The sequence below is a fragment of the Lachnoclostridium sp. An14 genome (assembly GCF_002160755.1).
Classification (GTDB): Bacteria; Bacillota; Clostridia; order Lachnospirales; family Lachnospiraceae; genus Lachnoclostridium_A.
In genome coordinates this window covers 54,762-69,286 of record NZ_NFLE01000023.1, presented here as the reverse complement: position 1 = coordinate 69,286, position 14,525 = coordinate 54,762, and the positions used below count along the sequence as shown (strand labels likewise).

Below are 14,525 nucleotides of genomic sequence, written 5' to 3'. Positions count from 1 at the left end.
TTGGTATTAGTTTACCACAAGGATAGCGATTCATCCACAAAAAGTTCCTGTTTTATACGGAATTTTTCATATATATTGCATTAAGTCTTACATACAGACTTTACTTTTTCAATTCACGTAAAAAATTTATAATAAAAAGTATTGACTTTTTTGCCGATTCCCATTATACTATCAAAGCAATCGCGGTTGGACAGCCAGCTGCGGGCATCATATGGGGTCTTAGCTCAGCTGGGAGAGCATCTGCCTTACAAGCAGAGGGTCACAGGTTCGAGCCCTGTAGGCCCCATTGATTTCTTAAAATATGGCGGAATAGCTCAGTTGGCCAGAGCACACGGTTCATACCCGTGGTGTCGAGAGTTCGAATCTCCCTTCCGCTATTGAAAAGCTCCTGATGATGTTCGGGAGCTTTTTTGATGAAATCAGTAAGATTTTGGTTGATTTTCGGGAGATTTTTTGCATTTCCCCTTGACAATCCCACCAAAACATGGTAATCTGTTTAAGCGTTTGAAAAAAGCATGGCGGAATAGCTCAGTTGGCTAGAGCACACGGTTCATACCCGTGGTGTCGAGAGTTCAAATCTCCCTTCCGCTACTGAAAAACCCTTGAATTTTCAAGGGTTTTTCTATTTTCCGTTTGAGTACCTCTGAGTACCTCTTAAATCGCAATTCTGCAATCCGATATTCCATTTTCATTGACTAAAGCATTTTCAAAGAGAGCCGTTGTCTCCTGCTTTCCCACACGGTTATAACAGTAATTAGAAAATGTAGTGCGCTCATCCGTATGGCCTACCGCTTTCCGAATTTCATTGATATTGATACCGCTGTCAATCAATGCGGAAATATAAGTCTTTCGTACTTTGTGGAAACTCTTTTCCATGATGTCGCATTGCTTACAGTATTTTGAAATTCGATATTTGATTGTACGGGTAGTCATTCGCTGACCTTTGTTCAGAAAGAGAAAACCATTTTCCGGCCAGCCATTCATACGGTTTGACAGTTTGACGGCCTCAATAATTTTGAGTGCCTGCGGAACTAACGGAACTTCCCGGACGCCGGCCTCTGTCTTTGTGTTCTCCACCACAGCCCGCTCAATTAGCCGGATATGCTCCAAATCAGAGTAATCATAAACTTCTTCTTCCATTCTCTGAACGTAAAGCACATTTCCTACAATATCCGATTCTTTAATTGCTGCCATTTCGCCCAGACGCAGGCCGGTCAAGAATCCTAGAGGAACGGTCAAAGGAGCAGTATTCAGAGGATTGCTGTTAAAATCCGCCAAGGCCGTTTCTATTATCCTGGGTGTTTCATCCAAAAGGAATACCTGGGATTCATCATTTTTCTTTGCCGGTTTTCGGAGCATTTTCTTTTGCAGCTTAATTTGTCGGAATGGATTTACTGGGATAATCCCAAGAGGCTCCACAGCATAGTCCAGCATTTGCCGAATTAGGATTGTCATAGTATAGTAGCAGGTTTTCGTCATGTTGTGCTGTTTGATAAGCCTATGCGCCCATATATCTAATTCGCTCACAGTAAGCTCTACAATGGGCTTATCTATGAGTTTTGGATAAGGAATATAGAATTTCTTCCAATCACAGTTAAAACGCCGTATAGATGTTGTAGCGCGTGTATGAGCGCCTTTCCATTCAATCCAGATTGGATATAATTCCCGCAGGGTTATTTCTTTTCCCTGCTCCCGTTTCTCCTGCTCTTTGTAAAAGTCAATGACCGCCTGCCGGATTGCCATATCCGAAGTACGCTTTAATTTTCGTCGTCCCTGCTTTTGACGGCTATCCGGCAAATAAGTGTACCATTTCCCGTCCTTTCCCTGATAAATTTCATATTTGTGCAACGATAAATAATATTCTTCTTTCTTCATTGTCAACGCCCGTCGCACGTCCTCGACGTTGATTATACCATTGAGCAATGCGTCTTGCAAGATTGCCAAGTCGCTTAAATTTACTTTATTCATTACGCCACCTTTTGGGTGGTGTAAGGTTCCATTACTGTTTTTATTGGGATAGTTTGTTTAGATGTTATTCTTGAATTTAAAGATATTTTCTATGTGATAAAATATTTTATATAATTGCTAAAAATATGTATGTTCGTTTTTATAGATGATTTATTTAATAGGATTCGTTATGTTTATATTTATTTTTTCGGTGAAGCCTTACACCATATTCTGTTTTAGTCATCAAACGGAGATTCAAAAAATATTTCTCCAGTTTCCGTGTCAAATTCAGATTGCCAGTTCTGAATCTCATAAAGCTTGTCCCGCTGTTCGCGGAGTTTTTTAATATGGTTGTCCTCCATGATTAAACTTTCAGGATTCTGCCCGCCGTCATACCATTTAATTTTAACGTACTCATTTTCAAAATCCCAGTAAATGGAATCGGGATTGATTGCCCCTTTCTTGATTACTTTTGCTCGTTTTAATCCCTGCGAGGCATAGTACAAATGATTTCCCAGAGCCTGAACACCAGAGCCAAAACCTTTTGTAATGTATTTCGTCACATAAGCCGCGGCCGCTTGTAAATTCCGTATTGGTTCAATATCGCAGAATCCAAATTTTTCTCGGTATGCCGTCCAATCGTAAATCGCCAGACCTTTCTTTACTTTTGTGCGTAAATAGCGTGGTAATTTTTCTTCTGCGGAAAACGGTCTAAGATGGTCTGGCAGAATGCCTTTTAAAAAACCGTGCATATGCCAACCGCCTTTTTTATGCTGTTCGGGAATAACCAGATATTGAATATGCAAACCATGTTTCTTTCCATAATCACGAACAAACCTCGAAAAATCTTTTCGGAATTTTCCGAGATTGTCCCGGTCATATTTTTCTGGATTCAATGTTATCGTCAGAAACCATTCCCATTCGTTACATATTGCCAGTTCATAGACATTGTTCCGCGCCCTTATCAAATTGTTTTGCAGTTTCTTCTCGTTTACTGTGTTCTTTTTGGACGAAGATTCCCAGTCCTTACAGATTCCTTTTTGCCGTACCTGATAACAGTACGTCAGTTTTTTCCGTTGTCCGTTGTAGTCTTTTAAAATCGCTACATTTGTCTGATAAGCGGTTACTCCGTCATATATAGGTTGAAACGTATCTTTTTTTATGTTCCATCCCCGCCTCTCGTCACTTTTTGATATATAGTCAAGTAAGGCGGGCGGCAAAGCCGCCCACCACGCCGCCTTGCTTACGCTCCGCACGCAGGCGGCTGTCAGCGTTTGACTGCCTGCTGAATGTAAAAATTTAACAGTTCTGGGTCTGTTACTTCTGGAACAACAAACGGGGTAAAATCTGTGCCGTTTACCAGCATATAGCCGGTTCCGCGTTTTCTGTTTGGCTCCATTTTCTTTTTGTAATCGTGGAACATCATTTCCTTTCCTTCCTCAGACAGATTGCCAGTAGCAATTACCAGCCCAATACAATCCCTGGCCTGAATGTAGGCCACATCCAAGCGTTGCATACACAACAGCACATGGACATTAAAGGAGCGGCCAAGCATAAGCAAAACGGCTAATTTCTTCTTTTCTTCCTCTGCGGTTTTCTTGTCCAGACTTAAGATATAGCTGGCCCATTCATCCCAAACAAGAAGTAAAAAGTTTCGGGCAGATTCTTTCCCTGATTGGCGAGCCAAAAAATGGGCGTAAAAATCTTCCAGCCCCTTTTGACATTCGCCATAACGGTAAAACCTTGTTTCGCCGGTGAGGAACGAAAAATCCGAATCCCCTTTAAAGTCGCAGATATAATATTGGCTATCTGGACATTTGAGCGAAACGCGGGCGAGCAAAAGTTTTTCCGCATAGGTTTTTCCGCTCCCAGTGGCCCCGAAGATAGCCCCGTGAGGGGCTATATCCGGGTTCCAGAGAATGTATGTTTCAATATGGTATTTCAGAAAATTTTCATTCAAAAAAAGTTCGATATTCATCATTAAAAGTTCTTGTCACGGGGAGTCGTGTAGTGTCCAGCGTCCATGCTATTATACAGGCGGTTTGTTCGATAACGTAAGTAATTGTCGTTTGTAACAGCAACGTCAATCTGAATATAGCGCCCCATGTCCAAGACATTGTCAATCATTATTGCCGGATATGCCATCCCATTATAAAAGGTGGCCGTCTGCGAAATACCCATAAGTTCATTATTATTCAAGCGGCGTTCAAGCGTATTTTGAAGTATTCCGATAGCTTTATAAGTATCAATCGGGCTTGCAGAATCCTGTTTACCGCAAAGGAAGTGAAAGATTGCTGCACCGCTGATAATATCAAAATGCACAGGCGAATCTATTTGGCTTGGGGTTGTTGGTACGCGGAGTCCGAGCGTTTCTGCCGTTTCCGCACACATTGAAACCATATTGTTTCGCAGCAAGTTATAGGTACTGTTTAAAAAAACAGGGTCATAACTAGGGGAATCTTCTGTAATAGCCGGTAGCTCTGTCTTTTTCTTGGGGAGCATATATGCAACCATAATGACAATCAAGAAAAATCCGCCGACAATTTTTGTCAACCTCTCAAAATTGTAATAGATGTATAAAGCCACGCTGGACAAAAGTATGCTTGTCGATACGATTCCTATGAGGCTGAATACAATATTTAACGCGAATTTTCCCCATTTCTTTTCCTGATAGAGTTCATAGCAATGTTGAACGTATTGCTCAAATAATTCATATAATTTCATCAAATTTCCTTTCCAGGAGGGGGAGACCCCCTCCTTTGTGTTGTTGTTACTTTACAGGGTAAACGGCTGTTGTCCGCAAATAAAGGCCATTACGGCCATTTTTAGAGACCATCTCCAAAATACACTCTTTTCCCGGCTCCATCATGCCGAATTGCTCCTCTGACACGTGAAGAGTATCAACGATTTTCCCATTATCCTGGGAGATGTTCACAACATATAAATATTTACTTGTTCCATATGTGTCCGTATAATTTTGGCGGTCTTTGCCAATAACAGTTACACTAGCTTTTAAAAGCATTTACTTAATCCTCCTCAACAAAAATAATAATTAAAATTGCAACAAAGAATTCCACCTGAGGCAAGCAAAAAAAAGCGGACTTGCCCGAATGTAATTCTCAAAAATGTCTGGCCAATTAAAACTTTGGCGTCCGACCAAGAGCTACAAACGGGAAAATCCGCTTGAAATTATATTTATGTCCTCTCATACAAAATTTACGAGTATGCGAAAGCCTTTCTCCAATCGCAACTAGACCCGCAGATATGATTGCCTACATAAACTTTTTTACAAACTTTTTTTCCTCTCTACAATATCGCAAACAGTGAATTACTGTTTTGCTTGACAACATAATAACAAATTTTTATTCTATAATCAATTAAAAAATCTTTACAAAAAAATTAACTTTTCAGTCATGTAAAATATTGTGATTTTGCAAATATTCTTTTAAAATCAAATTTACATATTGCGAAAATGACCGGTCGTCCTTTTCTGCTAACTCTTTAATAACTTCTATGACCGTGGAGTCTAAGGTTATGCTAACCTTTGTTTTTAATGGTTTCATAGATAATACTCCTTTTTCCTACAATATATCATTCCCTCGTATTAATTATTGACAAGTAAGATAAAGTAGGATAAAGTAGGATTATAATTTTTATACAGGAGGATATGGATATGCAACTCAAAAAATTACTATTATCTACCATTGCCATTTCATCAATTATGGCAACAACCGCATTTGCCGGCACATGGAGAACCGGAGCCGAACCCAATCAAAACCGTTGGTGGTATGACAACGATAACGGCACCTTTGCTAATAACGGCTGGCAATGGATTGATGGCAACAACGACGGCACGGCAGAGTGCTATTATTTTGACGCTGATGGCTGGATGTTAGCAGATACCACAACGCCGGATGGCTACCAAGTAAATGAGAACGGCGCGTGGGTAGAGAATGGGAACGTGAAAACTCAAAGCCAGCAAGATACAACTTCTCAGCAGAATGATTCGCTGGTTGGAACATACAATTACAAATATACGGCTGCGTATATACTTGACGCAAGCACAGGAGAATACAATTTATTTATGAAAACTCCTGAACACTCTGAAATTATTTATATTGATGAACTTGTCACTTCTGGAGCCCAGGATGATGGCGCTTATTCAAGGGCATTTGAAGAAAGATGGCCTCTTGGTATGCCTTGGGATTTTGCCACCAGAATGACGATTACTGAAAATACAGAGTCCACCTTCCGCTGGCATGGTAACAATGGAAATATTGGAGGTTCCGACGCATATGACGAATATACAAAAAATGGGGACAACTGGTATTTAAGCGGAATTTCATTTAATGGAATATTTGTCCCGACCACAGACGAGAACTTTGAGGTTTTGTTTACTGACAGCAATACCTTAGTTTATCGTTACAATTTCATTAGTTATGACAAAGATATGTACCCAGACGGAGCAAATGTCCGCATTGATACCGTTTACCAGAGATAAGTTTTCGTCCAATCAATAATCAAGGGGCCGATAGAGAAAAACCGCTCTATCGACCCCTTTCCCGCATTGTGAGGACTATCTCGGCCACAACCGAAACCTGTCAAGAACAAGCTATCGTCCCTTTCATGGATTCTTGACAGGTTTCTTTCCTCTCCACTATGCCTTGCAGAATTGTTTGAGTACCTATTTGAGTACCTTTGCATTTGAGGACGCGCAAATCCTTTCTTTTCTAAGTATTTGAGGGTAGCCCGGAGAGTTCAAATCTCCCTTCCGCTACTGAAAAGGCTCTTGAGGATTCAAGGGCCTTTTTTCATTTTCGAGAAAATCCTCCGTCTCCATTCCCCATCCGATACTGGCATTTACTGAATCTCCTGCCCTAGAGCGTCAAAAAGGGGGTGGGAAAAAAATTCACCCAGAGTAATTTCAAATCCATCACATATTTTTTTGACCGTAGACAATGTGATATTTTTCCTCCGGTCATCAAAAATGCTGTAGATCGTAGAAGGCGTAACACCGCAGATATTTGCCAATTCATTGTAAGCGATCCCTCTCTCCTTGCAAAGATACTCAATTCTTTTCGCTACTGCCTGCTTTACGTTCATTTTCCTTATCCTTTCTTCTGTTTTTGAAAATTATCTTTGAAGAAAGAATATATTTTTATACGCATTGGCGTGTACGCACTTGCGTATATTGTAGGATTATGATAAAATAATTCTGGACATAACCTGTTATTTTCTTGAGAAAAATTGGAGGTACAATATGGGAAGAAAAAATGAAGCTATCGGAAGTTTAGTAGGTACTGTTGCGGGTGCAGTTGCCGGAGCTGTTAAAGGTTCCTCTATCGGTATTGCAGTTGGCGGCCCTGTGGGCGCGTTTGTTGGTACGGTTCCATGTGCCATAACTGTAGCCATTATAAGCGGTTTAGTCGGAAATAAAGTAGGAAGTGAAATGGACAGAAGAAAGAACTAATAAGGCATCTGACAAGGGGGACACCAGAGGCAGCCGTGATCCTCGATCCACTTCTTAAAATTTAAGATACAATAATAAATTTAAAAATAAAAGTTCCGGATAGTAGATGATATAGGAAGTCATCTTCTCTCCGGAATTTTTATTATTTTTTTTGGTGTTAAAACTCAACCATCATGACCCAGACGATCTCTACAGCGGCGTCCAAAACCGATGCCACCGCAGAAACAGGCCGCCTGCGCTCTGTTCTGGTAATGGAGAAGGGCCGTCCGATTAACGCGGGAGTTCCCATGGATATTTACGCAACCGGACAGCTCACCGCAGGTTCCGGCCAGGACGCCGCCACTATGGAACCTACGATGGCGGATGCGCATACAGAATATATCTATGATCAGGATGGAAAACTAGAAAAAACAATCAAAACAAACAATAGCAATGGAAAAATAACAACATACTACTATTACGACAGCTATGGAAGACTTACAAAAACGGTGGAAGACCGCAGTGAATATGGCCGCTTTGACGGCGGTCAGGCTCTATACGGTTTGGAATACGAAACCAGATATACCTATAATGACAGCGCAAGAACGATCACAATAGAATCAGAAAGCACAAAAAAGGACTCGGGTCTTGGTGCAAACCTTATCACCGAAACCTACTATTGTGATGAAAGCGGCCGAATCGTCAAATGTTCTCTCCGTTCCGGATCTGATTACACTTATGTGTACGACGAAAACGGACAAGTAATCCGGAGCGAAATGCGCGGTGCAGATGGTTCTTTAGCAACCTATACTGAATATATTTACCAATAGTCATCCCTTTCCAGTCATACTCCAGGGGCCAATGGAATACTCTGTTCCATCGGCCCCTGTTTTTTCTTTTCCAAAAACATCCATGACGTTGTTTCGTCACGTTCAAAACAAGAGAGCTCCCGATCCCCTCTCATTGTCTAAGATTTTATATCAATTTCATTAACTTTTTGAAAACTCCCTTGACTGCCCCGGCGGTTGTGCTATAATCGTTTTAACTTTCGGAAAGGCGTGATATGATGAAACGATTTCTTCATAAATACGGGCACGCGTGGGTATTTTTATACGCCTTCATCTATCTTCCCTGGTTTTTCTATCTGGAGAGGACGGTGACTACCCGTTACCACATTATCCATGTATCTCTGGACGACTATATTCCTTTTAATGAGTATTTTATCATCCCATATCTGTTCTGGTTTGTGTATGTGGCCGGAGCGGTTCTGTACTTCTTTTTTACGGACAAGGGGGATTTTTACCGGCTGTGCGCCTTTTTGTTTACAGGCATGACCATCAGCCTGGCGATCTGCACCATCTACCCCAACGGTACAGACTTCCGCCCTATCATCGACCCGGACAAAAATATTTTCTGCGCCATGGTAGCCGCCCTCCACAAAGTGGACACCTGTACCAACGTGCTGCCCAGCATCCACGTATACAACTCCATCGGCGTCCACATCGCGGTGATGAACAGCGAACGGCTGCGGGAGCACCGCCTCCTCTGCCGCGCCTCCTTCTTTGCCATGGCGGCCATCTGCCTGTCCACCGTGTTCCTGAAACAGCACTCCGTCATCGACGGAATGGCGGCCATCACCATGGCCTACTGTCTCCACGACGTGATCTACGGCAGCGCCTACGAGAGCAGCCGCAGAAGGGCCGCGGAAAAAGTGCCGGAGATATAGACGCCGCAAAAAGCGGTTCCATTTCTGCTTTCATGCGCTGAGAAACGCGCCGCGACACAGAAAACGAGATAGCCAAAAGAGCCGGGGCGCATTTGCCTCCGGCTCTTTTCAGGTCTGATTCTGACGAAATCAGCAAACCATATATTTCACTGTTTTCACGGGACTTTCCGATTACAGCCACTTCTTTAACTGTTCTTCTCTCTCCTTCTCCACATCCGTCTCCAGAATGTTCTTTCTCACGGACAGTACGCGGCCCGGAGATACGGAAAGCTCGTCCACTCCGATGCTCAAGAAGAACTTGGTGAGCTCCAGATCGGCACCCAGCTCGCCGCAGATGCCGGCCCAGATGCCGGCCTTGTGGGCATTCTCCACAGTCATGCGAATCATGTTTAACACCGCCGGGTGATGAGCGTCGTAGAAGTCCTCCAGTTTCGGGTTCTGCCTGTCGATGGCCAGGGTGTACTGGGTCAGGTCGTTGGTACCGATGCTGAAGAAATCCACCTCTTTTGCCAGAGCCTCGCTGACCATAACGGCAGCCGGAGTCTCGATCATGATGCCCTGCTCCACTTCGCCGAAGGCGATCTGCTGGCTGGTAAGCTCTGCTTTGACCTCCTCCACGATCTTCTTGATCTTCTTCACCTCGTCCACGGAAATGATCATGGGATACATAATGCTGATCTTTCCGAAGGCGCTGGCGCGAAAGATGGCGCGCAGCTGGGTCTTGAAAATGTCCTCTCTCGTCAGGCAGATACGGATGGCGCGGTAGCCCAGTGCCGGATTCTCCTCGTGATCCATATTAAAGTAGGATGCCTGCTTGTCGGCGCCGATGTCCAGGGTACGGATGATCACCCGTTTTCCGGCCATGGTCTCCGCCACGGCGCGGTATACCTTAAACTGCTCCTCCTCTGTGGGATAGTCATCATGCTCCAGGTAAATAAACTCACTGCGGAACAGGCCGATGCCGCCGGCGTCGTTCTGCAGAACCATGGCCAGATCCTTGATATTTCCAATATTGGCATAAACCATCACCTTTTTGCCATCCAGGGTGATGTTCTCTTTGCCCTTTAAGGTCTGAAGGAGCTCCTTCTGCTCTCTGTCCTTCTCTCTCTTTTCCTCCATGGCCTTCATGGTCTCCTCGTCGGGATCCACGTAAAAGGCGCCGGTATAGCCGTCTACTACGGCCATCTTTCCGTCCACGGTCTCCAGATCCACCGGGGTTCCGATGAGAGCCGGGATTCCCATGGTTCTGGCCAGGATAGCCGTGTGGGAATTGGAGGAGCCGTGCACTGTAACGAAGGCTAACACCTTGTCCTTGTCCAGCTGCACCGTCTCACTGGGAGCCAGATCGTCCGCCACGATGATGGACGGCTCGTCCGTCGCCACCGTGCTCTTGGCGCCGCCGCTGAGCACGGCCAGGATGCGCTCGGACACATCCTTTACGTCCGCCGCTCTCTCCTTCATATACGCGTCATCCATGGAGGAGAACATCATGGCGAAGTTGTCGCTGGTGGTGGCCACCGCGTACTCCGCGTTCACCTCCTGGGTCTCGATCATGTTGTGGATGGAATCCAGGTAATCTAAGTCGTCCAGCATCATCTGATGGATCTCAAAGATGGCCGCGCTGGCCTCTCCTACTTCCTTCACCGCCTTGGCATAGAGAGCCTTTAACTGCTCTACCGCCTCCGCCTTGGCGTCCTCAAATCGCTTGATCTCCGCCTGGGTATCGTCTACGTGCAGCCGCTTTACCTGCTGCTCGCCCTTCTTATATACCAGAACCTTTCCGATGGCAACGCCTCCGAATACGCTCTTTCCCTCATACGTTTTCATGGTTTTATCCGACCTCCTTACTGACTTGGCCGCCGGCGCGCCGGCAGCGTACTCTCCATAAAACAAAAAGAGGAGAGCTCCCAAATCCCTACTTCAGCAGCTCTCCTCGCGTCGTCTCATTTATTGCGCGGATTACGGCGCAGGTATGATTATAAGTTCGCCTTCATGAACTCGGACATTGCCTCAATGGCAGCATCCTCATCCGCGCCCTCTGCGGATACCACTACTTCCTGTCCCTGCTTTGCAGCCAGGCCCATGAGTGCGAAGATTCTCTTAGCGTCCGCTGACTTGCCATCCTTGGTAATGGTGATTGCAGACTCAAACTCCTTTGCCTTCTTCACCAGCTCTCCTGCCGGACGAGCGTGGATTCCCTCCGGATCTGTCAGCGTATACTTGAATTCCTTCATGATGTTATCCTCCTTCTTAATTCCTCCCCGGCTTTGCGTTTGCCGAGCCTTTTTCAGGATTTTGTCCTCGTCAATCCTATATGCTATTTTACTAGCAATCGTCGATTTCGTCAACGGGGACTTGCAGATTCTCCACAAGACTTTAACGGAAAATTCGCCTTCCTTCGTCTTTTTGTCCACATTTTTCCAGTTAATTGAACCCGAAGAATTTCTGGGCGATTTTATAGCCGGCGGAGGAGACCTTTCTTCCGCTCTTGCCGGGCAGATTGGTGCCCTGGCCTAAAAAGCCCCAGCGCAGGCGCAGGTACAGGGGGAAATTTTTCTGTTTCACGTACTGCCACAGCTCTTTCTTCTTTTCCATATTTGCCGGATCCTCCGAGCGGATGGCCAGGATGGAACAGACCGTCATCATAATTTCCAGATATTTGATCATATAGCTGCGCAGGCGGCGGCTGGGAAGTTTCATCACGTCGTGGTAGCCCAGCATCAGCTTTGTCACCAGAAACTGCTGGTCGATGCGGCCGATCATCACCTTCTCATTGACAGACTGGTCGTCCCGTCCGATGAAATACCGGTAGAAATTCACATCCAGGTAATACAGGGTCTTTACGTAGGGCAGCGGCTGGTACACGAAAATATTGTCCACGTAAAAGGTGTGCTTGGGCAGCTCCAGGCCGCACTCCTTTAAAAGCTCCGTGCGGTAAATGACAGAGTGCATGAGGATATACTGGCCCAGCATAAAATGCTTGACCTCATTCCAGGTGATGAGCTGGCGGACCGGAAGGGCCGTGCGGTAATTCATCACCTTCTTGCGGCGGGCCCCCTGTTTCTCATAGACGAAATTGCTGATGAGAAGGTCCAGCGTCTCCTCCCCCTTTACGAAGTCCCGCAGGGTGGAGAGCACTTCCATATAGGCCTCCTCGTTGACCCAGTCGTCGCTGTCCACCACCTTGAAATAGATGCCTGTGGCGTTTCGCAGGCCGGCGTTTACCGCCTCTCCGTGGCCGCCGTTTTCCTGGTGGATAGCCCGGCAGATGCCGGGGTATTTTTTCTCGTACTCGTCAGCGATTTCCCCTGTCTTATCCTTCGTGGAGCCGTCGTCCACGATCAGGATCTCCACCTCGTCCCCGCCGGGGAGAAGGCTTTCGATGCAGTGGCGCATATAATTCTCTGAATTATAGCAGGGAATCGCTACCGATAACAGTTTCATATCCGTACCTCCTTCAATTCTTGCTGCTCCTGGCGTCCCTTGCAGCCTGACGCAGGCTGACGCACAGAAGTCCTCCAAATATAACCACCGCCGCTCCACGGCGGACCATTCCTCCGGAGAGGAATTCCCCCGCTCCCGCCCATGTGAGAAGGACGGAAAGCCCGTTGGCCGCCACGTGGGCCAAAAGGGGGGCCGTCACCGTTCCATACATTTCCATAAGCACGGCCAGAACGGCTCCCACAAACAGGGCGTAGAGGCCCTGAGACAGATTTCCGTGGTAGAGGGCAAACAGAAGGGCGGAAATGGCGATGGACGCCGCCGGCCCCGTTTTCCGGCGAAGCCTCCGGTAAATCAGGGCGCGAAACACCATCTCCTCCGCCAGAGGCGCCGCCAGGCAGGTGGAAAACACCACCACCGCCGGGCTCCCAAGGCGCAGGGCCGTCTCCACCTGTCCCGTTCCGGAAAGCTCCGTCACCCGCAGAAGGGACAGCAGGCAGTTTCCCGCCATGCTGGCTCCCACCGCCGCCCCGACACAGGGAAAAACAGCCCTGCCAGGCAGTTTCCGGCGCAGCTCTCCGTACCAGACCTGCTCTCTCCCGTCGATCTTCCACAGGATCCACGCCGCCCACAGGGCCGCCGCTGAAGATAGGAGCAGGTTTACATCCTCCAGATGGCTGTACAGAAAGCCCAGACGGCTCCCGAACATCATCCACAAAATGCCGAACCCGCTCACCACCGCGGCCGTCACCCCAAAAAAGATGAGCAGCGGATTGACGATCTGCCAGATTTCTCTGGCATATATTCTTATTTTCTCCATAGCACGTATATCATACCACAGGAGGTCTTCCTTTTCCAACTTATTTCTTGCTTTTTTTCCCCCCTGCCACTATAATTGACCGTATAGAGACCTTCAGAAAAACCAAGGAAAGAGGTATTTATATGGCAAAGAAAAGACTTGTGATGGCCCTCGGCCACGACGCCCTGGGGACGAATCTCCCGGAGCAGAAGGAGGCGGTGGCCAGGACAGCCAAAACCATCGGAGATTTCATCCAGGACAGCTGGCAGGTGGCCGTGGTTCACAGCAACGCCCCCCAGCTCTCCATGATCCATACCGCCATGAATGAATTCGGACGGCAGCACGAGGGCTACACTCCCGCTCCCATGTCCGTCTGCTCCGCCATGAGCCAGGGCTACATCGGCTACGACCTGCAGAACGGCATCCGCACGGAGTTAATCAAGAGAGGGATATTCAAGCCGGTTTCCACCGTCCTTACCCAGGTGACCGTGGATCCCTACGATGAGTCCTCCTACACCCCTGTAAAGAAGGTGGGCCGCATTATGACCGCGGAGGAGGCCGCCGCGGAGGAGGCGAAGGGCAACTACGTGACGGAGGTGCCTGGAAAGGGATTCCAGCGCATGGTGGCCGCGCCGAAACCGGTGGCCATCGTGGAAATCGACGCCATCAAGACCCTTCTGGACGCGGATCAGCTGGTGATCGCCTGCGGTGGCGGCGGCATCCCGGTGATGGAGCAGGGCCACTCCTTAAAGGGCGCCAGCGCCATCATTGAGAAGGATATGGTCAGCGGACTGCTGGCAAAGGAAGTGGATGCGGACGTGCTGATGATCCTCACGGATGTGGACTGCGTTTCCTTAAATTATGGAAAGGCGGAGGAGAAACCTTTAAGCGCCATGACCGTGGCAGAGGCGAAGGCCTACCTGGCAGAAGGCCAGTTCGGCGCCTCCAATATGGCCCCCAAGATCCAGGCAGCCGTGGACTTTATCGAAGCCGGAAAAGGACGGACCGCCATCATCACCACCCAGGCCCTGGCAAAGGAGGCCCTGGCAGGACGGGCCGGAACGACTATCCGCCAGCAGTAAGAAGTTTCTTCTGACAATTTCTATCCATGTTTCTACCATAAACAGAGCCGTCCCCCGGCAGCGCCACGATACTGGCGCCGC

General features: G+C 47.1%; 16 protein-coding genes and 3 tRNA genes. 8 read left to right on the top strand and 11 right to left on the bottom strand.

Features of this window, described 5'->3' with window-relative positions; translation table 11 throughout:
* Nucleotides 1-213: 213 nt before the first annotated feature.
* The 3 genes from B5E84_RS13280 (at nucleotide 214) to B5E84_RS13270 (ending at nucleotide 591) form a co-directional block, all read left to right on the top strand.
* A tRNA-Val gene (locus B5E84_RS13280) sits at nucleotides 214-286 on the top strand.
* Nucleotides 287-303: 17 nt separating this feature from the next.
* Nucleotides 304-377 (top strand) — tRNA-Met (locus tag B5E84_RS13275).
* A gap of 140 nt (nucleotides 378-517) precedes the next feature.
* Nucleotides 518-591: transfer RNA gene (locus B5E84_RS13270), tRNA-Met, on the top strand.
* Between the two features lie 63 nt (nucleotides 592-654).
* Here the strand turns inward: B5E84_RS13270 and B5E84_RS13265 are convergent.
* From B5E84_RS13265 to B5E84_RS13240, 6 genes are all read right to left on the bottom strand, one after another.
* The gene (locus B5E84_RS13265) at nucleotides 655-1,968 is read right to left on the bottom strand and encodes a tyrosine-type recombinase/integrase (protein ID WP_087223521.1); all 1,314 of its coding nucleotides are present in this window, start codon (nucleotides 1,966-1,968) and stop codon (nucleotides 655-657) included.
* 215 nt (nucleotides 1,969-2,183) lie between these two features.
* A complete protein-coding gene (locus B5E84_RS13260; protein ID WP_087223519.1) occupies nucleotides 2,184-3,203 on the bottom strand; it encodes a rolling circle replication-associated protein in 1,020 nt (339 codons plus the stop codon).
* Between the two features lie 11 nt (nucleotides 3,204-3,214).
* Entirely contained in the window at nucleotides 3,215-3,928 is a 714-nt protein-coding gene (locus B5E84_RS13255) for a helicase HerA domain-containing protein (protein ID WP_143469228.1), read from the bottom strand.
* The gene (locus B5E84_RS13250) at nucleotides 3,928-4,671 is read right to left on the bottom strand and encodes a hypothetical protein (protein ID WP_087223515.1); all 744 of its coding nucleotides are present in this window, start codon (nucleotides 4,669-4,671) and stop codon (nucleotides 3,928-3,930) included. The genes B5E84_RS13255 and B5E84_RS13250 overlap by 1 nt, the downstream gene beginning before the upstream one ends.
* Before the next feature lie 46 nt (nucleotides 4,672-4,717).
* Nucleotides 4,718-4,969, bottom strand: coding sequence for a hypothetical protein (locus B5E84_RS13245; RefSeq protein ID WP_087223513.1), 252 nt, complete (start codon nucleotides 4,967-4,969; stop codon nucleotides 4,718-4,720).
* A gap of 385 nt (nucleotides 4,970-5,354) precedes the next feature.
* Nucleotides 5,355-5,510 carry a DUF6364 family protein gene (locus tag B5E84_RS13240; protein WP_087223511.1) on the bottom strand — a complete coding sequence of 52 codons (156 nt, stop codon included), beginning with the start codon at nucleotides 5,508-5,510 and terminating at the stop codon, nucleotides 5,355-5,357.
* 110 nt (nucleotides 5,511-5,620) lie between these two features.
* Between B5E84_RS13240 and B5E84_RS13235 the strand changes: the two genes are divergently transcribed.
* Nucleotides 5,621-6,448, top strand: coding sequence for a hypothetical protein (locus B5E84_RS13235; protein WP_087223509.1), 828 nt, complete (start codon nucleotides 5,621-5,623; stop codon nucleotides 6,446-6,448).
* A gap of 359 nt (nucleotides 6,449-6,807) precedes the next feature.
* On the opposite strand, the gene B5E84_RS13230 is transcribed toward B5E84_RS13235, so the two are convergent.
* A complete protein-coding gene (locus B5E84_RS13230) occupies nucleotides 6,808-7,050 on the bottom strand; it encodes a helix-turn-helix domain-containing protein (RefSeq protein WP_087223506.1) in 243 nt (80 codons plus the stop codon).
* 157 nt (nucleotides 7,051-7,207) lie between these two features.
* Here B5E84_RS13230 and B5E84_RS13225 point away from each other — a divergent pair, with 157 nt between their 5' ends.
* The 3 genes from B5E84_RS13225 (at nucleotide 7,208) to B5E84_RS13215 (ending at nucleotide 9,122) form a co-directional block, all read left to right on the top strand.
* Nucleotides 7,208-7,417: a hypothetical protein gene (locus B5E84_RS13225; protein ID WP_087223505.1), complete on the top strand. Its 210-nt coding sequence runs from the start codon at nucleotides 7,208-7,210 to the stop codon at nucleotides 7,415-7,417.
* Nucleotides 7,418-7,590: 173 nt separating this feature from the next.
* Entirely contained in the window at nucleotides 7,591-8,226 is a 636-nt protein-coding gene (locus tag B5E84_RS13220) for a hypothetical protein (RefSeq protein WP_143469226.1), read from the top strand.
* A 236-nt stretch (nucleotides 8,227-8,462) separates the two neighbouring features.
* Nucleotides 8,463-9,122 (top strand): phosphatase PAP2 family protein, encoded by a 660-nt coding sequence (locus B5E84_RS13215; RefSeq protein WP_087223537.1) that lies wholly within the window; start codon nucleotides 8,463-8,465, stop codon nucleotides 9,120-9,122.
* A 171-nt stretch (nucleotides 9,123-9,293) separates the two neighbouring features.
* On the opposite strand, the gene ptsP is transcribed toward B5E84_RS13215, so the two are convergent.
* The 4 genes from ptsP to B5E84_RS13195 form a co-directional block, all read right to left on the bottom strand.
* Nucleotides 9,294-10,949 carry a phosphoenolpyruvate--protein phosphotransferase gene (gene ptsP / locus B5E84_RS13210; RefSeq protein WP_087223501.1) on the bottom strand — a complete coding sequence of 552 codons (1,656 nt, stop codon included), beginning with the start codon at nucleotides 10,947-10,949 and terminating at the stop codon, nucleotides 9,294-9,296.
* A 149-nt stretch (nucleotides 10,950-11,098) separates the two neighbouring features.
* Nucleotides 11,099-11,356, bottom strand: coding sequence for an HPr family phosphocarrier protein (locus B5E84_RS13205; protein ID WP_087223535.1), 258 nt, complete (start codon nucleotides 11,354-11,356; stop codon nucleotides 11,099-11,101).
* 190 nt (nucleotides 11,357-11,546) lie between these two features.
* Entirely contained in the window at nucleotides 11,547-12,566 is a 1,020-nt protein-coding gene (locus B5E84_RS13200) for a glycosyltransferase family 2 protein (protein ID WP_087223499.1), read from the bottom strand.
* A 13-nt stretch (nucleotides 12,567-12,579) separates the two neighbouring features.
* Nucleotides 12,580-13,383: a CPBP family intramembrane glutamic endopeptidase gene (locus tag B5E84_RS13195; protein ID WP_087223497.1), complete on the bottom strand. Its 804-nt coding sequence runs from the start codon at nucleotides 13,381-13,383 to the stop codon at nucleotides 12,580-12,582.
* A 122-nt stretch (nucleotides 13,384-13,505) separates the two neighbouring features.
* Between B5E84_RS13195 and arcC the strand changes: the two genes are divergently transcribed.
* On the top strand, nucleotides 13,506-14,444 hold the full coding sequence (gene arcC / locus B5E84_RS13190; RefSeq protein ID WP_087223495.1) for a carbamate kinase: 939 nt from the start codon (nucleotides 13,506-13,508) through the stop codon (nucleotides 14,442-14,444).
* Nucleotides 14,445-14,525 lie beyond the last annotated feature (81 nt).